This window comes from Actinomyces gerencseriae DSM 6844, assembly GCF_000429265.1.
Classification (GTDB): Bacteria; Actinomycetota; Actinomycetes; order Actinomycetales; family Actinomycetaceae; genus Actinomyces; species Actinomyces gerencseriae.
Map to the genome: position 1 here is coordinate 22,706 of NZ_AUBN01000019.1, position 23,268 is coordinate 45,973.

Annotated in this window: 19 protein-coding genes and 2 tRNA genes; 13 read left to right on the forward strand and 8 right to left on the reverse strand. The window is 66.0% G+C overall.

The features are described from left to right. Positions 1 to 9 precede the first annotated feature (9 nt). From G448_RS15965 to G448_RS17080, 5 genes are all read left to right on the forward strand, one after another. Positions 10 to 1,341, forward strand: a complete 1,332-nt coding sequence (locus tag G448_RS15965; protein WP_084436586.1) for a PLP-dependent transferase — start codon at positions 10 to 12, stop codon at positions 1,339 to 1,341. Between the two features lie 58 nt (positions 1,342 to 1,399). Further along, positions 1,400 to 1,852, forward strand: coding sequence for an SAV_915 family protein (locus tag G448_RS18810; RefSeq protein WP_245572265.1), 453 nt, complete (start codon positions 1,400 to 1,402; stop codon positions 1,850 to 1,852). Then, positions 1,849 to 2,142, forward strand: a complete 294-nt coding sequence (locus G448_RS0109000; protein WP_026407710.1) for a hypothetical protein — start codon at positions 1,849 to 1,851, stop codon at positions 2,140 to 2,142. Before G448_RS18810 ends, G448_RS0109000 begins: the two co-directional genes overlap by 4 nt. After that, positions 2,139 to 3,314, forward strand: a complete 1,176-nt coding sequence (locus tag G448_RS0109005; protein WP_026407711.1) for a hypothetical protein — start codon at positions 2,139 to 2,141, stop codon at positions 3,312 to 3,314. The genes G448_RS0109000 and G448_RS0109005 overlap by 4 nt, the downstream gene beginning before the upstream one ends. Before the next feature lie 995 nt (positions 3,315 to 4,309). After that, complete coding sequence (locus G448_RS17080) at positions 4,310 to 6,043, forward strand: hypothetical protein (protein ID WP_156910990.1); 1,734 nt, start codon at positions 4,310 to 4,312, stop codon at positions 6,041 to 6,043. 671 nt (positions 6,044 to 6,714) lie between these two features. Here G448_RS17080 and G448_RS0109020 read toward each other — a convergent pair. Next, the gene (locus G448_RS0109020; RefSeq protein ID WP_026407712.1) at positions 6,715 to 8,160 is read right to left on the reverse strand and encodes a GuaB1 family IMP dehydrogenase-related protein; all 1,446 of its coding nucleotides are present in this window, start codon (positions 8,158 to 8,160) and stop codon (positions 6,715 to 6,717) included. 94 nt (positions 8,161 to 8,254) lie between these two features. Here G448_RS0109020 and G448_RS0109025 point away from each other — a divergent pair, with 94 nt between their 5' ends. Beyond that, positions 8,255 to 10,198 (forward strand): alpha/beta hydrolase, encoded by a 1,944-nt coding sequence (locus tag G448_RS0109025; protein ID WP_026407713.1) that lies wholly within the window; start codon positions 8,255 to 8,257, stop codon positions 10,196 to 10,198. A 351-nt stretch (positions 10,199 to 10,549) separates the two neighbouring features. On the opposite strand, the gene G448_RS0109030 is transcribed toward G448_RS0109025, so the two are convergent. From G448_RS0109030 to G448_RS0109045, 4 genes are all read right to left on the reverse strand, one after another. Further along, positions 10,550 to 10,622 (reverse strand) — tRNA-Arg (locus tag G448_RS0109030). 317 nt (positions 10,623 to 10,939) lie between these two features. Beyond that, on the reverse strand, positions 10,940 to 14,491 hold the full coding sequence (locus G448_RS0109035; protein ID WP_156910991.1) for a S8 family serine peptidase: 3,552 nt from the start codon (positions 14,489 to 14,491) through the stop codon (positions 10,940 to 10,942). Positions 14,492 to 14,796: 305 nt separating this feature from the next. Continuing rightward, positions 14,797 to 14,883: transfer RNA gene (locus G448_RS0109040), tRNA-Ser, on the reverse strand. Positions 14,884 to 15,078: 195 nt separating this feature from the next. Next, positions 15,079 to 15,450, reverse strand: coding sequence for a MerR family transcriptional regulator (locus tag G448_RS0109045; protein ID WP_026407715.1), 372 nt, complete (start codon positions 15,448 to 15,450; stop codon positions 15,079 to 15,081). Between the two features lie 137 nt (positions 15,451 to 15,587). Here G448_RS0109045 and G448_RS0109050 point away from each other — a divergent pair, with 137 nt between their 5' ends. The 4 genes from G448_RS0109050 to G448_RS18150 all read left to right on the forward strand — a co-directional run bounded on the left by G448_RS0109050 (position 15,588) and on the right by G448_RS18150 (position 19,731). Then, complete coding sequence (locus G448_RS0109050) at positions 15,588 to 16,742, forward strand: MFS transporter (RefSeq protein WP_026407716.1); 1,155 nt, start codon at positions 15,588 to 15,590, stop codon at positions 16,740 to 16,742. Positions 16,743 to 17,733: 991 nt separating this feature from the next. Next, positions 17,734 to 17,949, forward strand: coding sequence for a hypothetical protein (locus tag G448_RS0109055; protein ID WP_026407717.1), 216 nt, complete (start codon positions 17,734 to 17,736; stop codon positions 17,947 to 17,949). A gap of 338 nt (positions 17,950 to 18,287) precedes the next feature. Then, positions 18,288 to 19,205, forward strand: coding sequence for a hypothetical protein (locus G448_RS18145; protein ID WP_156910992.1), 918 nt, complete (start codon positions 18,288 to 18,290; stop codon positions 19,203 to 19,205). 19 nt (positions 19,206 to 19,224) lie between these two features. After that, complete coding sequence (locus tag G448_RS18150; RefSeq protein WP_156910993.1) at positions 19,225 to 19,731, forward strand: hypothetical protein; 507 nt, start codon at positions 19,225 to 19,227, stop codon at positions 19,729 to 19,731. Between the two features lie 13 nt (positions 19,732 to 19,744). On the opposite strand, the gene G448_RS17600 is transcribed toward G448_RS18150, so the two are convergent. Both G448_RS17600 and G448_RS15980 read right to left on the reverse strand, forming a co-directional pair. Next, positions 19,745 to 20,602, reverse strand: a complete 858-nt coding sequence (locus G448_RS17600; protein WP_156910994.1) for a hypothetical protein — start codon at positions 20,600 to 20,602, stop codon at positions 19,745 to 19,747. Positions 20,603 to 20,863: 261 nt separating this feature from the next. Continuing rightward, positions 20,864 to 21,058, reverse strand: a complete 195-nt coding sequence (locus tag G448_RS15980; protein WP_245572266.1) for a helix-turn-helix domain-containing protein — start codon at positions 21,056 to 21,058, stop codon at positions 20,864 to 20,866. Between G448_RS15980 and G448_RS15985 the strand changes: the two genes are divergently transcribed. The 3 genes from G448_RS15985 to G448_RS18400 all read left to right on the forward strand — a co-directional run bounded on the left by G448_RS15985 (position 21,045) and on the right by G448_RS18400 (position 22,941). Further along, positions 21,045 to 21,932: a DNA-methyltransferase gene (locus G448_RS15985; protein WP_051268841.1), complete on the forward strand. Its 888-nt coding sequence runs from the start codon at positions 21,045 to 21,047 to the stop codon at positions 21,930 to 21,932. The two genes, G448_RS15980 and G448_RS15985, sit on opposite strands and share 14 nt — an antisense overlap. 135 nt (positions 21,933 to 22,067) lie before the next feature. Beyond that, positions 22,068 to 22,541, forward strand: a complete 474-nt coding sequence (locus G448_RS0109080; RefSeq protein ID WP_084436590.1) for a helix-turn-helix domain-containing protein — start codon at positions 22,068 to 22,070, stop codon at positions 22,539 to 22,541. Between the two features lie 28 nt (positions 22,542 to 22,569). Then, positions 22,570 to 22,941: a hypothetical protein gene (locus G448_RS18400; RefSeq protein ID WP_169720845.1), complete on the forward strand. Its 372-nt coding sequence runs from the start codon at positions 22,570 to 22,572 to the stop codon at positions 22,939 to 22,941. Here G448_RS18400 and G448_RS0109085 read toward each other — a convergent pair. Further along, positions 22,922 to 23,268: ISAs1 family transposase (locus tag G448_RS0109085; protein ID WP_156910873.1), on the reverse strand; the 347-nt coding region annotated here is incomplete at its 5' end. The two genes, G448_RS18400 and G448_RS0109085, sit on opposite strands and share 20 nt — an antisense overlap.

The following is a 23,268-nucleotide window of genomic DNA, read 5'->3' on the forward strand; positions in this document are numbered from 1 at the left end:
ACCCGCACAATGACCAGCTTCGCCCCCGCACCCGTCCGCTCCGACTCCTCGGGGAGCCCGAGGACCGCGGCTCCGCAGCCCCGCACGGCTCACCCATCCTCACGGCCGACGCGGTCCGCACCGGACCCCGCCGCCTCCCGGGCGACGCAGCGCCCTGCAGCCCCGGCCGACGACGATCGCTCGCACTGTCGCACCGTCCCGATTCAGCACCACGCCTCCTGGTCGGCCGAGCCCCCCGCCTGGGGGCTGGACACGATGCTCGCCCATGCGGGCACCGCCACCGACCCGGCGACCGGTGCGATCACCGCGCCCATCCACCTGTCGACCGCCTTCGGCCACCCGGGGCTGCACGAGTCGACCGGTTACGACTACACACGCACGGCCTCGCCCACCCGCGACGTCCTGCAAGACGCGCTGACGCGCCTCGACGGCGGAACGGCGGGCTTCGCCCTATCATCGGGAATGGCCGCGGTCCAGCTCGCGGTCGAGACGCTCGCGCCCCGCGGCGGCCGGGTGGTGGCGCTGGAGGACCTGTACGGCGGCACCTACCGCTACCTCCAGGTGCTGGCCGAGTCGGGCGCCTGCGAGGTGGATTTCGTCGTCGGCGAGGAGGGCCTGCACGAGGCGCTGGGCCGCCCGGCCTCCCTGGCGATCATCGAGACCCCGACCAATCCGATGATGGCGGAGATCGACATCGCGCGGGCGGCCGGCTGGGCGCACGCCGCCGGGGCACTGCTGGTCGTCGACAACACCTTCTACACCCCGGTCATCTGCCGACCGCTGCAGCTGGGCGCCGACGTCGTCGTCTACTCGGCCACGAAGTACCTGGGCGGGCACAACGACGTCATGGCTGGCGCCGTCGTCGTGGCCGACCCTGACCTGGGCGAGAGGCTCATGTACCGGCTCAACACCACCGGCGCGACGCTCGGCCCCTTCGACTGCTTCCTGCTGCTGCGGGGCCTGAAGACCCTGTCCCTGCGCATGGCTCGGCATGAGGAGAACGCCCGGCGCGTCGTGGAGTTCCTGGAGGCCAGCGCGCGCGTGAGCCGGGTGCTGTACCCGGGACGCTCGGGCATGGTCTCCTTCGACCCCGCCGACGACGTCGATATCGCGGCCTTCCTGGGGGCGGTGCGGGTCTTCACCTTCGCCGAGTCGCTGGGCGGGGTGGAATCGCTGGTGACCTGCCCGAGCGTGCAGACGCATGCCGACGTGCCGCCGGCCACGCGCGCCGCCTACGGGCTGACCGACCGGCTGCTGCGGCTGAGCGTCGGCATCGAGGACCCCGACGACCTGGTGGCGGACCTGGAGCAGGCTCTGGAGGCCAGCGCGGCCGGGGAATGACGGGCCCGCGGTAGAGGGGTGATGGACACATCATCACGAACCCGCATAGTCTTGCCGCATGCCATCCATCCCTGAAGGCATGATCCTGCCTCCGCCCAGGCGTTCCGGCCCCGGGCCCGGGCGCGCCGATCCGAGGCACGGGCCTCCCGGCTCCGACCCCGGGCGCGCCGCCGATTCCGGGCGTTCCAGCCCCGGGCGCCCCGCCGAGTCCGGGCGCCCGCCCATCCCTCCTGCGCTGTACCTGCCCGCCACCGGGGCATCCAACACGCGGGGGGCGGAGATCGAGTTGCGTCAGATGCGCGACGGTCGTGTCGCGCTGCTCGCCTACACGGCCCTCGACCGACTGGCCCGCTGCCTGGGACCGAACCAGCCGTGGGTTCTCTATCTCACCGAGAATCTCGACCAGCTGGAGGCGGTCCAGTCCTATGACGTGATCTATCTGGATACGCCGGTGCCCCGCAACCTGTGGCACCAGACGAAAGATAATGATGAAGATGGAGCAGTTCGATGACCGGCGACCTTGAATTCCAGTACGACGCCGCGACCTACATCAAAGCGCGCTTCTACACCGCACAGAGCGATCTGGAGGAGGATGCGGCCACCATGCCCTCGGAGGTCGACGGAGGGAACGGCACGGAGTATATCGACAATATGATCGCCCAGCTCGCAGAGGATGCAGGAACGCTGGCGCAGGCGGCGACCCTGGGAGGAGATAATATGGGATCCGCGATCGATCTGGTCACCGGGGTCGATGAGGACGTCGCCCAGACCTTCCGCAACATGGAGAAGGAGATGCCGTGAGCGATATCGATGTGACGATCCCGGGAAGCGTGGAGTCCGTCTCCGGCGCCGCGTCCTGGCTGGAGGGCCTGCGGGACAATTTCAGCGACGCCAATCTGCTGTTCACCAACAACTCCACTCAGGCCAATTCCGCGCTCGTCGGCGAACTGGGATCGGCCGTCACGGCCTTCTCCGATGATCTGAGCAAGGCCTGCAATGACGCTTACGATCGCGCCAAGAAGGCCGCCGACACCATTCGCTCCTTCGCCAACCAGCTCTCCTGGCGCAAGGACGACATGAATGATCATCTCGAAACCGCGAGGGGGTACGACCTCGTCGTGGAGGGCAACATCATTCGATACCCCGAGGCGGTCTCCGACCCGGGCGACCTTCCCAAGGGATGCACCAAGGCAGAACAGGAGGAGTGGCATGCCGCTGACGAGGCCTACGACGCCTATCGTCGCAAGGTGAAGCACTTCGAGAAGGTCCGCGGCAAGGTGAACGGAACTTTCACAGAGCTCAACGACTGGATCGACGAGAATCTCGCGACCGCGGAGTCCGAGGTTCTTCAAAGCAGCTTCATGACCGGCACAGAAGCGCTTCTGGCTTCCGCCCTCGACAAGGGGTACGGCAAGGTCGTGAAGCACAAGTACGCCGCTGCGGCAGAAGAACTACGGGGCGCAGCCGAGCAGGCGGCGATAAGGGCGGCGCAAGACGCATCGGCGAACCCGCAGGTTCACGCCCGAAAAGCGCGCCCCAGCGATAAGGCCATCGACCGAAAGAGAGGGAAAGGGGAATCCGGGAAGCTCGAAAAGAAGGCCATCAGCAAGGAGAAGTTCGGAAAAAACGCCGCCAAACTAGGGGGCGGCGCTATCACCATCGGATTCGCCGTCTACGATCTTGTGCGTGGCGAATCGCCCAGCGAGACGATTCTTACAGCAACCACTGGGACTATTGCCGCCGCGGCCGCCGGTTCCGGTGGAATCTTGGTAGCACCGGCAGTCTCTACAGGTACCAGTTATGCATATGAAACCTGGGTGTCTCAGGAGACTCGCGAGAAAATCGATGAGGGGCTTGTTGATTCCAAGAACTGGGTCTTCGACAATCTTGGGGATGCCTGCAGTTCTGCGGAAGAGAAGATTGAAGACTTCACGGACTTCATTGCAGACGGATGGAAGATGGGGACCCGGTGATCAATATCAACGACCATCGACGCCGGAGACCATCGACGAAAGTCTACTCCTGCGATCGCGCCGATCGCAATCGAGAGGTCGAGGCATGGGTGGAGGTGACATGCGGCAGCTTTCTACTTCTGACTTTCATCCTCGTCGCACTGACACACCCTTTCGCGCCAATCTTCGTCCTCCTTCTCTCGGCTGCCCTGAGCCTCCTTCTGCTGGGATCAGGACGCTTCGTATTATGCAGTCAAACCCGCGAAGCCCCCAGTCGCTGGCACCAGGGCGATGGCACAGTTGAGTTCGGACCATCCTGGGGATTTCTCCTGTGGGAGCAGATACCCCCCTTGATGGTTACGATCGGTGTCGCTCTCGCCCTGTGGATGCCTTTACCTCCGGATATCACTCACTCCGAAGCCAGAAGGACGATGCGCTTCGCCTGGGGATTACTTGCTGGCAGTGTTCTCATGTGGACGTTCATGCCAGTGAATCCGCCACGAGCACCCGAACTCATTCTTGACCCTTTGGGAATACGTCTGTGGCCCGACGGCCGCCACCACACGTACATACCATGGGAACTGAATCCTCTCATTGAAGGAAGCTCGGGCCGCCAGTTTCCGCAGGCCGTCATCACCACGAATCAGAGCAGAACGTCATTATTTCCCATGTCCCCCATTCCCCTGGGCTATGTCCAGCTGCAACGGGTCGTCGAGTTCTACTCGACCCACCCCGAACTGCGCGACGAACTCGCCACCGGCACCGGCCTGAACCGCGTTCGTACCCTCATGCACACCCCTGTCTGGCAGGTCGAGGAGAGCCTTTCCGCTGCTCGCTCCGCCCCGACCACTCCCGGCCGACAAGACCGGAGTCGAGATCAAGGCACGGCTTCACCGCGCCGGGCGATCACTCCTGTCGATGACGCCATCGCATCTCTGGCGGCAATGCTGAACGGCCGACCGGTAGGGTCGAGCCCGATGCCGGCCCGGCCCGCTCAAGTTGATGAGCCGGACGAGTTGGATGAGTCGGACGAACCGGCCGTCCCCGCACGGCCTCCGCTTCCCGAGCCCCCTCCTCCCACACCAACGCCGCGCGGCGCCCTCGGCTGCGAGAAGGCGGATCGCAGAAGACGCAGCGCGCCCCTGCGCTTCCTGCTGTACGCCCTGATGGTCTTCATTCTCTTCACGCGTCTCCCCACCGGTGAGGACAGCGCATTCATCCACCTAGTCTTCATCATCGCGCTCATTCTCCTGCTTCACGCCGTTGTGCTTCTGGGAGCCCAGATTCCGGTAGCGCTCTCAAGTCGACGATGGACCAGGAGGACAGAAGGGATCTCCATATCGAGAGTCTGGTTCCTCCCGCTGGCCCAGCACCTGGGCGCACTGATCCTCGCCCTTCTCGGACTCCTCGGTTATTTTCTTGTTCTTTTCAATGAGCACATTGACGAGAAATTCCCCATTCCCTCCCTTTGCGCCGCAACGGCCTGCCTCGCCGTCGCCGTCGTCGTCTGGTGGAGGACCCCGCGGCCGCGCCTCGGAGCCGAGATCATCCTCGACACCCAGGGCTTCCGCACCGCACCGGGCACCCGACGCGAGACCACCTTTCTGTGGGTGCACCGGCCTCGTGTCGTCGGGGTCTCCGCGTCCGGCGCCCTGCTCGTGCAGACCCCGAACACCTCCCCCCTACCCGTCGGCATGGACACGACCCCCTTGGGGTACGTCCAGTTCCAGCGGGTCGTCGAGTTCTACTCGACCCACCCCGAGCTGCGCGACGAGCTCGCCACCGACACCGGCCTGAACCGCGTCCGCACCCTCATGCGCACTCCCGTCTGGCAGATCGACGAGGACTTGCCCCGCGATTCCGCCGCTGCCGGCCCGCAGAACGGGATCTCACATCATGAGGCCCTCGCGCCGGTCGACGACGTCGCATTGCGCCATATGGAGGAGCCCCCGACCCCGCCCGCGGAGTCGGCCCCGACGACCTTCTCTCCCCCCGTCCCGATGCGCCCCGACTCCCTCAACTGCGCGAGCGCCGACCAACGGAGAGGCGACGCGCCCCGCCGCGCCGTCCTTCAGGTCCTCGGGGTTTTCGCCTGCCTCGTCGCCGTCCCCGCCACCGGTTTGGAGACGACAATGGTCGGTTTGCTCTTCTTCGTCCTCATCCTACTGATGGTGCGGGCCATCATGCTCAGGGTCCTCCAAATCCCTCTGAAGCACGCGGATCGCCGCTGGACCATCGGCCACGGCGGGATCGAGCTGCCGTCGTTCTGGCTCGCCCCGCTCACCACGCGTCTCGGTGCGGCGGCGCTCGCCGTCGTCGCGCTCTTCGGTTGGTCACTGGCCGTCAGCGCCCGCCCCTATGAGGAACAGCTTCGCCTCCTGTCGATAGCGGCCGTGGTCGTATGCGCCTACGGCGTCATCCGAACGTGGAAGGGATCCACACGGCCGCACGGCGGCCCGGAGGTCGTCCTGACCCCGAACGGCATCCGATTCGGGCCCGACACCCCACGTGACATGACGTTCTTGTGGGAGGAACAGCCGCAGGTCGCCGGCGCCCTCAAGTCCGGACACCTGCTCGTACACACCCCCGACGTCGGTCTTGTCTCCCTGCCCATGGACGCCGTTGCCGTCGGGTACACCCAGCTCCGGCAGGTCATCGAGTTCTACTCGACCCACCCCGAGCTGCGCGACGAGCTCGCCACCGACGCCGGCCTGAGCCGCGTCCGCACCCTCATGCGCACTCCCGTCTGATCGGCCTATCGGCCCCCTGGAGGGGCGCGCGGTCGTACCGTTTTTCACGCAGTCGTACCCAACATTGCGCGGTCGTATGTTAGAGAGGCTCTAAGGTACGACCGCGCGAACGCACGTACACCACGCGGGCCCGGGTACGACCGCGCGAACCCGGGTACGACCGCGCGAACCCGGGTACGACCACGCGGGGCTCTCAGCACGAAGCGTCTCTTTTGACGGCCCGTCCTGTCCAAATCTGCCACAAAGGGCTCGTTATGTACCATGCGGCGCACTGCAGATCGTTGAAATCACGCGGATCTCTCGCGCCTTCGAGCATACAAATACCGCCTTTGTGGCAGATTTGGACACCGACGAGGGCACCGGCGGCCGCGCCCCGGCAGGAGGCTGCGGATTCGCCAGACACTCGTCGCATCACCAACGCCGGGCCTCCCGGCAGCGCCTCGGCGACCCGCCATCGACCCGCCCCGGCGATGCGAAGCCGGCCCGGACGCGCACCATCAAGCCGAAACGTGAGATGCCCCGCCCTTTGTCTCATGACGTCCGGCAGTCGCCTCCCGCCAGCGCCAGAAGTCATGCCGCCGCTGACAGCCGGTGCGACAAGAGTGCGATCGATCCGGCAGTCGACTCCCGCCAGCGCCAGAAGTCTTGAGACAACACGAGACGCCCCGCCCTCACCAGCTGACCGGCACCGGCGCGCCCTCCCGGTAGCCCGAGGCGGACTGGACGCCCACGATCGCCCGCTCGCGGAACTCCGGAATCGACCCGGCACCCGCATAGGTGAGGGACGAGCGCACCCCCGCCACAATGGAGTCAATGAGATCCTCCACACCCGGGCGCGCCGGATCCAGATACATGCGGCCCGCGCTGATGCCCTCCTCGAACAGGGCCTTGCGGGCCCGGTCGAAGGCGTCCTCGCCCTCGGTGCGATAGGAGACCGCCCGCGCGGACGCCATGCCGAAGCTCTCCTTGTAGGCGCGCCCGTCGGCGTCGTGGCGGATATCGCCCGGCGACTCGTGGGTACCGGCGAACCAGGAGCCGATCATGACGTTGGACGCCCCCGCCGCCAGAGCCAGGGCGACATCGCGCGGATGGCGCACTCCGCCGTCGGCCCACACGTGGGCGCCGAGCCGGGCCGCCTCGACCGAGCACTCCAGGACGGCGGAGAACTGGGGGCGGCCCACGCCGGTCTGCATGCGGGTGGTGCACATGGCCCCCGGGCCCACCCCGACCTTGACGATGGACGCGCCGGCCCCCACCAGATCGCGCACGCCGGCCGCCGACACGACGTTCCCGGCCACCACCGGCATCTCCCGGCCCACGGCGGCGCGCACGGCGCCGACCTCCTCGATCATCCGGTCCTGGTGGCCGTGGGCGGTGTCGACGACGATGACGTCGACACCGGCCGCCACGAGCTCGACGGCGCGTCCGGCCGGGTCGCCGTTCATGCCGATGGCGGCTCCCACGCGCAGGCGCCCGGCATCGTCCAGCGCGGGATCGTAGATGGTGGATCGCACCGCGCCGTCACGGGTGAGCAGCCCGACGAGCCGGCCCGAGGCGTCCACGACGGGCGCCAGGCGGCGGCGGGCAGCCCGCAGGCGGGCGAAGGCCTCGCGCGGATCGACGCCCTCGGGCAGGGTGACCAGCTCGGTGGACATGACCTCGCGGACCTGGGTGAAGCGGTCCACGTCGGAGACGTCGGAGGCGTCCACGATGCCCACCGGCACGTTCGTGTCCGGGTCGACGACGATGGCCGCGCCGTGCGCGCGCTTGGGGATGAGGCCGAGGGCGTAGCCGCAGGTGTGGTGCGGTTTGACGGTGACCGGGGTGTCGTAGAGCCGGTGCGAGGCCTTGACCCGGGCGACCGTGTCGCCGACGACGTCGATGGGGATGTCCTGAGGGATGATCGCCATCGCCCCGCGCCGCGCCACCGTCTCCGCCATGCGCTTGCCCGCCACCGCCGTCATGTTGGCCACGACGAGCGGGATCGTCGTGCCGGTGGCGTCATCGGTGGCCAAGTCCACCGCCAGCCGCGATCCGACGGCGGACCGGGACGGGATCATGAAGACGTCGTCGTAGGTGAGGTCGAAGGTCGGCTCCAGGCCGTTGAGGAACTCCACCCCGGGAGCCTACGGCACGGCCCCTCGTGACCCGATCGTGATCTCCTCCTTCAGGAGGAGGCGCCCCACGGATCAAGAGGAGAGAGTGATCAATATGAGGCCCTTCACTCACTCCCTGAAGAAGAGGAGCGCGGCCGCGCTCATCACAATGTCATTATCGGTGTCGCTCTCGCTCGTCCTGGTCGCCGGCCGGCACGACCCGGCACTCGCCGCCGGGAGCTCCGAACCTGCGACGGCGCCACCGGCCTCCGATCTCATCACCGCCCCGCCCGTCTCCGCCCAGACGATCGCCGACCAGCCCGACGCCATCCACCCCGCCGCCGATCAACCCGCCGCCGATCAACCCGCCGTCCCCGCCGAGCTGACGACCTTCTACGAGCAGGAGATCACCTGGGCCAACTGCGATGACGGCAGCGTCGCCACCAGCTGCGCCACCATTACCGTTCCGCTGGACTACAACGACCCCGGCGGCCAGACCATCAAGGTGGCGATGAAGAAGGTGATGGCCACCGACGGAAAGGCGGATCGCGGAACCCTGTTCACCAATCCCGGGGGCCCTGGGAACTCCGGGGTCGATAGCGTCGAGAGAATCTCCCGCTCGCTGACGTCCAGGGTGAACGCCAACTACGACATCGTCGGCTTCGATCCGCGGGGCGTCGGACGATCCACACCGCTCACCTGCTGGACCCAGAACAAGCAGAACGCCGACGGCGGTCAGCAGAACGTCCCGCGGCAGGACGCCGCCGACGGCCAGCAGGACGCCGAGGATCCGGACAACCCCGGCGCCGCCGACGTCCCGGGCGTCACGGACACCCCGGACTTCCCCGACATCACGACCGTCCCGGACATCACGACGCTCGTCCCGGAGACCGAGTCGGACGACGGCGCCGAGGAGGAGGCCGCAGGTCCTCAGGCGGGTGGCCAGCCGGCCGCGCAGACCGCCGACGCCTCGACCTTCGAGACCCAGGGCAGGACTCGGGCCGCGGGCTGCGCCGAGAACTCCGAGACCCCGGAGATCCTCGACCACATGGACACCGCCTCGGTGGCTCGCGACATGGACGTCATGCGGTCCGTGGTGGGCGACACGAAGCTGAACTACCTCGGACTCTCCTACGGCACCTACCTCGGCGCCATGTACCTGGACCTCTTCCCCACTCACGCCGGGCGCATCATCCTGGACTCGGCCATGGATCCCTCGATGACCCGATCCCAGATCCACTCGGAGAACATCGCGCACGACGAGCAGGCTCTGCGCACGTACGCCGAGTCCTGCATGGCGGGCCAGGTCGGTGACAACTGCCCCTTGAGCGGCACGGTCGATGAGGCCATGACGCAGTTGCAGACATTCCTGGAGGGCCTCGACGCCAAGCCCCTGACGATGGACGGGAAGAACACGCTTCTGAGCACCACCCAGACCCGATCGATCATCCGGTTCATGTCCAACCGGCGCCCGGAGTACCTGCCCTACCTCACCAGTGGCCTGGCTCAGGCCATGACCACCGGCAACGGCACCACGCTGTACGGGAACTACCAGAAGGTGCGGGACGCCTACTACGGGAACATCGCCGGCCCGACCACGCCGGCGGACCCGCGGAACGCGGCCGTGACCTACTACGGCGTGCAGTGCTCGGACTACCAGGACACCGGGGACACCGCGTCCTGGAACGCGCACGCCGCCGACCTCAAGGCGTCCTACCCGATCTCGTACAACATGTCGTCCGCCTACATGGACGCCTTCTGCCATGGCTGGGGGCACACGACGACCACCACGCAGCCGCATTCCGTCACCGCGCAGGGAGCGGGACCCGTGATCGTCATCGGCAATACCGCCGACTCGCAAACCCCCTACCCGTGGGCGGTGTCCCTGGCGAGCCAGCTCGACGACGGCCACCTCCTGACCGTCAAGGACGCCATCCATGGCGCGGTGACTCACAACGACTGCGCCGCCAACGCCGTCAGCGCATTCCTGATGGATGGGACCCTGCCCGAGGAGGGCGCCACCTGCGAGGCCGACCCCGCGCAGGAGATCACGGGATGACCGTCCCCCTCCCCGCCCCGACCGATGCACACGGGTCCGCGGCGACATGTTGCCGGTGAGTCTCCCCCTCCCGCGCCCCGACCGAGGTGCGCCCCGCCCGAGGACGGGGAGGACGACGGCGGGACGGAAGGAGGCCGGTGGTGGCGCGGCCCGAGTCGGGGTCGCGCCACCGCTCCACCGTCCGTCCTCCCGTCGTCTTGTCACCGCCCTCCTCGACTCGTCCTTCTTCAGAAGAACTCCTGGAGAAATCAGCGTCGGCGGAAAGTGCGGAAAGCAGTGAACAGCACCGGAGGAACTGGAGAAATGGAAAACGCCCCGGAACCGACTATTCAGCCGATATCGGGGCGTCAGTGCGCCAGAAGGGATTCGAACCCCCAACCTTCTGATCCGTAGTCAGATGCTCTATCCGTTGAGCTACTGGCGCATGTCGTTTTCGACAATCCGAAGGTTACTCGGCACCCAGGTTCCCGACAAATCGCAGACTCGTGAGCCTGCGCACACGCGAAGGCGCACGGTCGGACCGTCCGGCGGTCCGGCCATCACCGAGCCGCCTGGGCCCGGGGCGGGCTCCGGGACTCGGCGGTCCCAGAGCCCGCCGGGGCGTCCGTCAATCGCACGAGCGCGGGCCCCGGAGGCGCTCGCCGACGGCGGATCCCGCGTGCGGGGATCGCCATGCGGCCGTCAGCGGGTGGTCAGCAGGTCGTGGTGGCCGCGGTTCCCGCGTGCGGGGATCCGCCCGGCTCATTCCTCCCCGTGCTCGTCCTCATCGGATCCGGCCCCGCGACGGCGAAGGAGAAGAAGCCCCCCGGCCACCAGGAGGATGAGGGCGACGACCCCGATCCCGATGGACGCACCGGTCCTGGCGAGGGAGTGGTGTCCTTGAGCGGACGCCACGGATGTCGCGGACGCCGCACCGGCCCCCTCCGCGGCCTCGGATCCCCGGGAGGTCGCGGTCGGCGACCCCGGCTGCGCGGGATCGGTCGGCGCCGGCGCACCGCTCGGTCCCGACGTCGGGTCGCCCGGTCCCGGCGTCGGGTCGCCCGCGGCAGTCCCGGCGACGCGCAGCTCGGCGACCTGGAGGGCCGTCGCGCCGTCCTGGCCGTTGGTCAGGGAGACCCGGACGTACCGCGCGCGCACGGCGGCGTCCAACTCGAGAATCGTGGGGTTGAAGGAGCCCGATTCGATGTCGCCCGCTCCGACGTCGGTCCATGTCGCCCCGTCCGGAGACGCCTGCACGGTCCACCGCGTCGCATGGCCCGCCCTCACTCGCTGCTCGGGCGTGTAGTGGACCTTGCTGATGTCGTAGACGCCTCCGAGATCGATATCGTAGGTGGCCTCGGTGGAGCTCTCGGCGACGGTGAAGATGTTGTCGTCGGACAGCGCACTGGTATCGCCGCCCGCATTGCCGGGCGAGGAGACGGCCAACTGGCTCTGGGGGATGTAGCCCTCGGTCTTCCAGTCGATGCTGAAGGTCGGCGAGGTCCACTCCGCCCAGTCGGAGGCCGTGTCCTTGTCCCCGTTGACGGGAAGCGCGCGCACGGTGATCCGGTACTGCCCGGTGGGGGCCTGCATGACCTTGTCGCCGACCATGTAGCTGCCGTCCCACACGAAGATCGGGTGGTCCGCGCGAGTGCGGGCACTCGGGCTGGAGGCCACCACGCCGAGATCCTCCGTGGTGCCGTCGGCGTTGACGCGGGAGACCGACATGGTCGAGCCGCGATAGGGGATGCTCGGCTGGATGATCATGACAGGAAGATCCTCGTAGGCGCCCAGACTGCTGAGTGCGGAGTCCCCGTACACGTAGCCGGCCGGGTCGACGGCCTCGCCCTTGAGGTTGCCCAGGGAGGTGAACCCCCCGAACACGCCGGCCAGCGCGAGGTTGCCGCCCACGCCCTGGAAGGGGATGCGCACCGGCTTGGTGCCGGAGGACGGCGTCAGCACGATCCAGCCGCCGAAGAAGTCGCCGTCGACGATGCCGGCCGGTGCCCCGATGGTGACGTCGACGGTGGTGGTACCGCCGGCCGGGACCGTGATCGACCGGCCGTCGGAGGAGACGGTCGCCGGCGAGGTCGTGCCCCGCTGGGGAGCCTCCGAGGGGCCGGTGGTCGTCACGGTGTCCTCGTGGGACAGCGTGTAGGTCTCCGACGCGCCCGAGTGATTGGTCAGGGAGACCGAGGTCTGGTAGCCGTCCGGATACTTCTCGTACTCGCCCATGCTGATCGTCGAGGCGCTGGTCTGCATCGAGGTGGTGATGGCCGTGTCTGCGCTGATGAGACCGGCGCCCTGGCGAGCGATGGGTTCGAGCAGACTCGTGTCACCCTCGGCCCCGGTCCAGGGCACCGGGTTGGAGGTGGAGCGCAGGCGCCAGGCGAGCTGGTCGAAGGCCTCGAGGCCCGCGGCGTCCTTGATCTCCGGGTGCGCCTGCATGATGAGAGCCGCCACGCCGGCCGCGTACGGCGACGCCATCGAGGTCCCCGCCGTGGTCAGGTACGGACCTCCGTGGTCGATCGGCCAGGTGGACCAGATCTTACCGCCCGGGGCGACGACGTCGGGCTTGGTCTGGAGGGACTCATTGAGCCCCCAGGAGGAGAAGGAGGAGACGAGACCGGCCGTGGCCCGGTCGAATTCCGCGACGTTCTCGGTGAAGGTCAGCGTGGAGTCGGAGGTGAGCCCACCGCGGATGGCATCGCCGTCGGCCTGGGAGATGGTGGCCACCGGGATGGTGATCTGCTCGCCGTCGCCGTAGAGGTCGGCGGTGAAGGCGCCGGGCTGATTGTTGTCGAGGATGACGGTGGTGGCGCCCGCGGCCTGGGCATTGAGAACCTTCTGGCGCTGGGGGCATGCCCCGCGCCGGATCAGCACGGTCTTGCCGGAGTAGGCGCCGGCCGGCGGGGCGGTGCACAGCAGGGAGGCGTCGGTCGCCTCGTCCCCGCCGTCGGCGGCCGGATCGCCGGTGGCGATGAGCGGGTGCGCGACCGCGTTGTCACGGATGATCGGGGCGCCGCCGCCCTCGGCGACCGAGTAGAGGTACTTCTGATCGGGATTGGTGGAGACGGTCAGGTAGAAGTTCGTCTCCACCGTGTTGTCGACGCTGCCGACGGCCAGAACGTGCTCGGCCGAGGCGGGGGCGCCCATGCTCCAGCGGCCGGTCGCACCGGCATTGCTCTGGGCGCCGGTCACGATGACGCCCTTGGAGGCCAGGCTCTCCGCGGCGACGGCGGTCGGGTAGTCCTTGAAGACCATGAAGTCGGCGCTGAAGGACATGTTGACGATATCCATGCCGTCATCGGCGGCTCTCTCCATGGCGGTCGTCAAGACCTCGGAGGTGGAGTCGCCCTGGCAGCCGAAGACGCGGTAGGCGCCCAGCTCGGCGTCGGGGGCGACACCCGTGATCTGATTGGTGCCGGGCGTTCCCTTGGCCGCGGCGATACCGGCGACGTGGGTGCCGTGACCGCCGCAGTCATCGGGGTAGGCGTCCGGGGCGGGCGTGTAGCGCGCCGTCTCATCCGCGATGCCGGGGTCGCCGTAGGCGTTGCCGACGAAGTCGTAGCCCGCGACGACCTTGGAGGTCGGGAATCCTGTGGACCCGTCGCCGCCGGGGGCCTCGGCGCCCGGAGTGCCGGTGCCGCCGAACTCGACGTGGTCGTAGTCGACGCCGGTATCGATGATGCCGATCTTGACCCCGCCGCCTGTGTAACCGAGCTTGGAGTGGACGATGTCGACGCCGGTCATACCCAGGGCGTGAGCCATCTGGGGGGAGGAGACGCCCTCGGCCTTCTCCTCGTCGGTACGGGCGTCGTCCGCGGTATCGACGCTCGGGCGCGGAATGCTGACGATCGGCTGGATGGAGACGACCTGGTCGAGCTCGGCGAGGGAATCGACCTCGGAGTCGTCGACCGACAGGGCCACGCCGTTCCACAGAGTCTTGTACTCCGTGGTGACCCGGGCGTCGATGCCGGCGCCCTCGATCGCGTTGACGAGGTCGGTCTGCTCGGCCTCGATCGTGGCCCGGGAGCCGCCCTGGGCGACGGCGGGGGAGGACAGCTGGACGAACCAGTGATCCTCGACCGCGGCGACGGGGGTGCCATCGGGCTTGGTCAGCCTGGAGGTGATCTTCGAGGACGGATCGCCGGTGACGGTCTGGGACTGGTCGGGGGCGGCGGCCGCGGTCGGGGCGACGAGCGCTCCGAGGATCAGGGCCGCGGCGCTGGCCGCGACGACACGGCGCAGTGACGGGATGTGGCGCACGGTTCTTCTTCCTGGCAGGGTCAGGCGCACGTCGTGGTGCGTCATGGGAAGAGCGGGGTGCTCTTTCTGCCACGGTATCCTCCACGGAGCGGCTCGCGGAAGTGATCGCCACCATATGGCGCAGGATGGTCCATCATGTGACATGGGATGAGTCGCGCTGCGCCGCGCAGGGCCGAACCGAGGGCATCGCGGTCATGCCCGCACCGTCGGCCGGGCAGGGGCGAGGAGGCCGGGAATTCCGGTCCGCGAGTGGAGATCCGGGGCGGAGGACGACGGCGATCGTGCCACGAGCGCGTATCGCCCGGCGCTTCCCGCCACGGCCTTACAGCGGGAGCACGGGGATTCAAGAGCGGAGATGGGGAGATTCGAACTCCCGAGGGGTTTTATCCCCAACCTTCTTAGCAGGAAGGCGCACTAGGCCACTATGCGACATCTCCAGGTGCCGAACCGGCTCAACGAGCCTACCTCAGGGCATGGGCCAGAGCCAAGCGCACCGTCGGGCATGGCTCACCGCACACGGATGATCGATGTCGCGGATCGTCTGTCGATCCTGGCGGGGCCCGGCTCACCTCGCGCGGACGATCGGCAGCAGGCGGGCGCTCCGCAGCCCGAGCACGACGCCGTCGCCGCGGTCAGGAGGTGGGCCGGGCGGGGACGACGTCCTGAAGGTTGTCGAGGAAGTCCCTGATGACCCTGGCACTGTCCGCGAGCACCTCGATCTGCTCCTCGACGTCGTGGAGGCGACGACGCAGCTCGGGCGCGACGGACGGGCAGGCCCTCAGCGCACCGTTCTCGGTGGTGCAGGGCAGCACCGTCCTGATGAGCGAGAGCGGGAGTCCGGCGCGAGACAGCGCAACGATCTGGCGGGCCGCCGAGACCTCCCCGGCGCCGTAATCGCGATAGCCATTGTCGCGGCGCATGGGCGCCAGCAGCCCCTCGGCCTCGTAGTAGCGCAGCATCCGCGGACTGGTGCCGGCGCACTGAGCGGCTTCGGTGATGCGCATGCGCGACTCCCCCTCTCGACGGACTCGGCCGGCCCGGCGCCGATCGGCCTCGCGCCGTATCGACCCGCGCCCTTGACATTGACAGCGCTGTCAAAGTTTAGCATCGGGGCGCTCACCCCGGACAACAGGAGGATGGTATGGATCGAAAGCTCTCGCTACTCGGGTTCGCGGTCATGTTCCTGATCGGCTCGGATACCTTCGTCGTCGCGCCACTGCTGCCGTCGCTCGCCAAGACCTTCGAGGTGTCGACGTCGCAGAGCGGATGGCTGGTCAGCGTCTACGCGATCGGCTACGCGGTCACCGGACTGGTGTCCGGGCCGGTCTCGGACCGGGGCAATCGCCGGACCATACTCACGCTTGGGATGGTGGTCTTCGCGTTGGCGACGGCCGCCTGTGCAGTTTCCCCGGGGTTCTGGATGATGTTCACCTTCCGTTTCATCACTGGCGGTGCGGCGGCCATCGCTGCACCGCAAGTGTGGGCCATGATTCCCGCACTCGTCGGCCCGACGCCGGAACGCGTCCTGCGCGTGATGGGCTATGCGACCGCCGGGCTGTCGATCGCTCAGGTCGTCGGGGTGCCTCTTGGAAGTCTTCTCGCGATCATCGACTGGCGCATCGTCTTCCCCATCATCGGGGTCTGCTCGTTGGGGCTGACAGTCATGCTCTGGTACCAGATCCCCGATATCCGGCCGACCGCGGCGACTAAGAAGGAGCCGTACCCGACCCTGCTCCACGCGCCACAGGCGATCACACGATTCCTGTCCTACCTCGTGTACACCCTGGCGTTCTTCACCGTGTTCACCTACGCACCGACCTGGTTGGAGGACGGTCTGGGCACCTCGAAGGCCACCGTGGCGCTCATCGTCCTGGCCGGCGGGATCGGCAACACGATCGGCAGCCTCTTCGGCGTCCGACTGACCGGTCGCGTGACCCCGACCCGGGCGATCCACCTGAGCGCCGCAGTGATGGGCATCGCCTACCTGGCACTGGCAGCCTCCCCGCCCCCGGTCGTCGTGGGCCTGGTATTCCTGCCGCTCTTCGCCTGCGGCGGCGCGATGCTCAGCGTCCGCATGCTCCACCTGCAGCAGCTCGGCAGCACGGCACGCGGCACCATCTCCACCCTCACCAGCGCGGTGATGTACCTCGGCACGACCGTCGCGGGGCTCATCGGCGGACCCCTGCTCACCCTCACCGACGACTTCGCCGCCATCGGCATCACCGCGTTCCTCCTGAGCACCGTCAGCGCGCTGATGATCCGTCCGGACAGGCCCCGGGCGGAAATCGAGCAGTAGTGGACCGCTCGCAGGGGCGGTGCCGGCCAGCGGCGCGGTCCTGGACCGAACGCGAGAACGACCCGTCGCGGACGTCGATGGCTCCCGTCTCGATGACGCCCGCTTCGATGGCGCGATGGCGCCTTGGCGCTGCCGCCCACGGCGGCCTCGATCTCCGAAGATGTCCGCATCTGCCACAAAGGCGATTCTTGTCCACTCGAGGACGTGGGAGATCCGCGTGATTCCAACGATCCGCAGCGCGCCGCATGGTGCAGAACGAGCTCTTTGCGGCAGATTCGGACACGTATCCGCCCGGATGAGTCCCGTTGCACCACAGGAGCCCCACGCGCCCCACCGGAAGGGTGGGTGCCGGTGGCTCGGTGCTCCCGGGGTGCCGCGCGGTCGCGCCCTCGTGCGCCGGGGTCGGACGCGGTGCCGCGCGGTCGTACGAAACTCCACGCGGTCGTACCCTCTCGCCCCGGGTCGTACCTTAGGAAGACTCTAAGGTACGACCGCGCGACCTCGGGTACGACCGCGCGGGCAGCCCTCGCGGGGGTGCGGGAGGGCGTCACCGTTGTCCGCGGAGAACGCGGCGGCGCGGGCGGCCCTCGCGGGGGTGCGGGGCAAATCCCTTGGCGCGGTGCTCTGTCGGATAGAGGCGATGATCATCGTGGTAAGGGTGTACCAGGTGGTGAGACGAGGCTTAGGGCCTGTTGCGTAAGCAGGGTGAGTGCCGGGCCCGGGAACAAGTGATGGCGCGCCACCGGAGCCGCAGGAGGGCTGGCCCCGGCTCCGACGGCGCCGTCGTCGGACCCGGATCACGGGCAGGTGCTCGGCAGTCTCGGCAGCGCAGAGCCATCCACCCTGCGGAAGCCCGGCGCACGCCGAGAACCAGCAGGCCCCGGCCGCCCCCGTGCCGTCGAGGGCCTCCGGGGGAGCAGCGGAGATCTTGCAGGCTTACTCCAGATACGGCTACACACTGGCAGCAACCCGACGCGCGTTGGAGGCGGCGATGGCTGGAGGCAGGCAGGCTGAGCAGCGAGTAAACCTCAAGCAGCGCAGCCTCCTGGTGCGGTTCGGGCGGCGAGGCATCGAGCAGCTGGTGGCCGACCACCTCGACCGCGGGCTGACCTACACAAAGGTCGTCAAAAAGTACGGTGTGGCACTGAGCACAGTCGGCAAGTACATCCAGCAGGCCAAGCGCGAGCGAGCGGAGGCGCTCACGTAGTCTCCGCACCAATACGTCTCCCAAACCGCCCCCAAGAGCATGCACAGCATGTCCCCCATGACACGAGGCAACACCTACATGCCCCAGCGCCCGGTAGCCCATCTATAGACGCAGAGCGTGCCGGTCAGACAACTTCGGCGCAAACCGCCCTCCACACCGATCGTGACCATCGGGCTCGCAAGAGCCATCGGTCATGACACTCAGCACCCCCCAGCGTCGGGCGTGCCGCCAATATTACGAATTGATCACTTCTGCCGCAACCACACGAGCCCCTCGCGATAATCGCCCATGGGGCTAGCACTCCAGCAGCCCACCCGCAGCAACAAGAGAGGGAGCAAATGCCGCGTCACACCGCAACCGCAATCTCCTTCAAGTACCACGAAAAATACCGAAGAGGAGCGCCAGACTGCAACCTTCGAACCCTCCCCGACGGAACAGACTTCTTTGACTTCGCTGTCGAAGCATGGAAGGGAGTTTCCACCAAAGATCACGAGCTCGAAAAAGTCTATGACATCACAGAGCCGGTAATCCATGGGCGCATAGCACTACTGAAGGGCCGCATCGGCCATTACGGGGAACCGGCTCGCATTCGAAATATTGACGATGATGAGATCATCATGGAGCACGACGGAAATCTCGTTAACGAACCCGAAGTTCGCCTTGTGCTTGCCGTACCCGACACGCATCCTTGCCTGCAGGCGTATATGGTTGTCGAGATGATCCAAGAAGGCAGCCTTAAGCAGCCATATGTGACAGCTTTGCGAGAACTATGGAATACAAAGTTTCCCAGATTCACTCTCAAGGTGGACAACATCGTCGAGTCGGAGTCCTGGCTTGAGACGGCCGAGATGACTAAAATAGAGGTCAAGTATCTTGATCAGCAAGCCGACATCGCAGACCACGGAGAAGAAGCCATCGCAGGCAGCGTCACCTCCGTTCTCAAACCAGCAAAGGGTAAGTACTTCCCAAGACGGACACTAAACCTGGTGCGCGACAACAAAAAGCTTGCTGGCCGCCTTGTCGGGCGCAGCGATGACGACAAAGAACCCGACTCGATCTCTGTCACGATGGAAGGCAGCGGCAAAACCAAGACTTTTGCTATTGACGAGGAACGAACCCCCATGGCGCGCTGGCTCTTCTCGGACTACGGCACACCAGCACTGAGTGACGACGCCCACATTCGCATGTGTGCCGAGGAGGTCAATGACATCATGGAACGTGTCGGTGGGCGGTGGGACACTAGCTGGGAGCACTAGACAACGGAGGTGGTGCACGATGGCCAGCAAACTCGACGTTCGACCTGTAGTGGAGGACCATCTCGGCACGCTTGTCAACCAAGGACAGGCATCCGAAGAACCAACTATCAACCTATGGGATTACGTCATTCAATTCGGCATTCCTATCGCACTGGGCACCCTTGGCGTTGCTAGCAACCTCACGCTCAACGGTGCATCCAGCCTTCTGGCAGGTGCGGCCATCTTCACCGCATTTTCGTTCGGTCTCGCGATCTTTGCTTTCCAGACAAGACAAGCAACAGTTGCCACTAAAGGTTCACCCCAGCTCCATCTACTGGATGAATTTTTCTACAACATCCTGTACTCAGTGCTTGTCGGGCTGGCATTAACAACGGCACTGATGCTGTGTGCTGCGGCAGGTGATGGCAACGACCAGGTAGGCCGTTGGGGTGCTGGAGCAATAATCGCGCTAGGCATCCACTACCTGTTCGTTATCCTTATGTGTATCAAACGGCTCCGCGCAGTGTATCGAAATATTCAACGATAGTTGCCTAACTTACTTAACACGACAATCGCACTACTACAATCATTGCAACGTTACCTTGGTAACTATTCGTCACAACAGAGGCATTTCGAAGAAAATCACCTCTACCGAAGTCTTCTGGATCGTCCAGAATCTCAAGTACATAATCTGGAGCGATCCGTCGGAGTGGCCTCAGTACGTGGGGAAAGTAGGGAATGTCCCAATGGCCCAAGTCATCAGGAAGATGATCGAAGACAGGCTTGAAGTAGTCGTACTTCTGCCGGTACATCGGAGCACGCGCGTCTAGCCGCGCATCGAAAAATTGCCCCATGCGTGCTCGCAACACCCGATCGATCATAGAGCGTGTCACCGCATACGTTCCATCTTGTCGTGTTTGCAAGAAATCCAACAGCTCAGATACCAATTGACGCTTCATTGCCGGCCACAGAGATGCGGGCTCATTTGGAAGTGTCCATAAATCTCCAAGGGCGACGGATGCTTCGTACGTGGATTTCGCGTCGCTGATCGCCCAGTCTGAAGCGAGCAACGCAGGCATAAGAGAGATCGATCGTCTCATACATATGGGACAGTGATTGCGCTCTTGATGCTCGCGAGAGCACCGTTCCCAGTTCCGGCAGTCACCGCCACCCAAATACAAGGCGTATACCGGCAGAAGGCCAAGCGCATTTGCAGTGGAGCGGAGCAGCTTATACTGCGATCGTTTAGGCTGGCCACTGGCATAATTAAAGCCAAACCACCATTTACCTTCGGTGATGGTCACCCGTTTGGCTTGAACCAGCATGCCGTATGCGCCCGCATCATCCACCCACCACCAGATCCAATCTGCACCACTGATTGCCTCAGCAGGTTGTGTAAAAGGAACAACGGAGACCACCTCGGCTTGAGCAACCTAAGACATCAGGATTTCACTAACCGTCGTCTCATTCCAGCGTAAACCTATCTCTTCGCGCACCGTCATGTGTTTCGCAGAGCAGGTTCTGGCTTTTCTAAATGCTCGCTTGATATGCACGGATAGCGCGCCTCAAGCAACCTGGAATCGACGTCGATTTTTCACGGTCACAGTGTAGCGACTGGTACCAGCACTCGCCCACGCATCTCAGTCAAGCACTTCAGTACGGGCGGGGGTATGAACTATTCACACTACCCCACCCACCAACTCCTCCACCTGCATGTCCAGCGCCGCCGCCAGGGCGATGAGCGTGCGCAGGCGCGGGTTCATGGGGGTGCCGGGGCGGGACTCGCCCTTCTCGAACTTTTGGTATGCGTAGGTGGAGATGCCGGCGGCGTGGGCCAGGGCTTCCTGGCTTAGGTTCTTGGTGCCGACCGGCACGCTCTGGCTCAACCTCGGCGACGCCTACAGCACGCACCGCCGCGAAGGCGCGCCGCGCAAGTCCCTCCTGCTCGGGCCTGAGCGCCTGGCCCTGGCGCTGCTGGCGGACGGCTGGATCATCCGCAACCAGATCATCTGGGCCAAGACCAACACCACTCCCTCCAGCGTCACCGACCGCCTGGCTTGCAAGCACGAGATCATCTACCTGCTCAGCCGTGCTCCGCGCTACTTCTTCGACCTGGACGCCATCCGCCAGGAGCCGCTCACCAAGCACCCACCCACGCGCCCTGGCCAGCCACCACGCTGGCCACGCCACCCGCATCGAACGGGGCTGCCAGCGGCCTGGCGTGGTCACCACACCGACGCCAACGAAGGCCTGCGCGCCATGAAGCGGCGGCGCGCCATCAGCCACCCGCTGGGCAAGAACCCGGGCGACGTCTGGCAGCTGACCGTCTCGAGCTATCGCGGGGCGCACTTCGCCACCTATCCCGAGCACCTGGTGGAGCGCATCCTGCACGCTGCCTGTCCTCAGCAGCGCTGCGCCGTCTGCCGCGCTCCCTACATCCAGCTTCTGCGTCGCTCCGGCACCGCCGCCACCCGACTGCCGTTGCAGCCGACCTGCCACTGCGCTCCGGCAACAGCTCAGCCTGGCATCGTCCTCGACCCTTTTCTCGGCTCGGGCACCACCGCCGTCGCCGCCGAACGGCTGGGGCGGCACTGGCTGGGGGTCGAGATCAACCCGGCCTTTGTCGCCCTGGCACACGGCCGCATCCGCCAGACCCGACGCCAGACGGCGGCCACCACTGTGCCACCGCAGAAATGGCCGACAGGCCAGACCCACCAATTCTTCGCGCGCGCAGACAGAAAACTATGACCAGCGTACCCCACAGACATATCCACACATTCACCACAGTTCATTCCTATCAATATTGCACAACCAGCCGAGAGAACGCCTATTATGTACAGAAAATCTGTTCACATATGCAAACGGAACTTGTAAAATAGGTACATGGATACCGGAAAATGCACAGCAGAGGAGGAAACCACTAATCGCGCGACAGACCGCGCCGCAGACGCCCACCAGCCCAGCCTGAGTGCAATCCTGCACGATGCACGGGTGACCGCCGGGCTCAGCATCAGGCAAGCCTCTGCCACATCCGGCCTATCCATCGGCTTCATCTCCATGCTGGAGCAGGGCAAGGTGCAGGACATCAGCCTGCAGCGTCTCGGCCGTCTGGCCACCGCCTACGACCTCGAGCCACTCGACGTCATCGAGGCCGCCGGCTATGCACCACCGGCCGACCTGCCGCCATTTCTGACGTATCTGCGCACGCACTACCGCCATATGCCCAGCCAGGCGCAGCAAGAACTAGTCGCCGTCTTCGAGCGGATCGCCAAGAAATATGACCTAACGCCACACCACGCAGAGCCGGCTCCCGGCCAGGATGAGACGACGGATTCCACACCGCGTCGCCACACCTGACAATTCATCAAATGAAAGGAGGCATTTTATGAACACCACGCAAAGCTCTGTCCTGGGTAGCCTCCGAGCCCTCATTCCACGCACGCGCTGCCGCTTCGGCCAGTCGCTTACCGTGGCCGAGCGGCAGGCTGCCACACTGACGCGCTACCTCACCAGCAGCCCAGGGCAGCCCCGCACATCGGCCGACGAGCGGGTCGCTGCCTTGCCGCACATTCGAGTAGTGCGCGAGCCCCTGCCGGTGCCGAGCTTCAGCCGCTGGAACGGCCGCGACTGGATCATCTGCCTCAACTGCCGCCAGCCAGCACCGCCCAGCCGCCTGGCACTGTTGCACAAGTTCAAGCACATCATCGACTACGGCCCAGGGGGTCGGCAAAGTCGGGTCAGGTGCTTGGCTGGGTGATGAGCTTGATGGCTCGTTTTGGGCGTCGTGACAGGGATCTGGTGGTCGAGGCGATACCGGCGCCGGGGCCGTGGACCAGGCGGATGAGGCCGATGGCCAGGTTGCGCAGGGCGGCCATGATCTCGGGGCCGTTACGGGTGCGCAGCTGGTGGCGGTCCTCATCGAAGACCACGTCCCTGACCCAGTGGAGCCGGTTCTCGATTCCCCAGTGCCCTTGGACCCAGGCCGCAACCTGCTCGGGCTGAGCCTGCTCCATAGGCAGCGAGCAGACCAGGTAGACCACCTCAACGGTTGTCCTCTTGGCCTTACCGTTCTTGCCCGGACTCT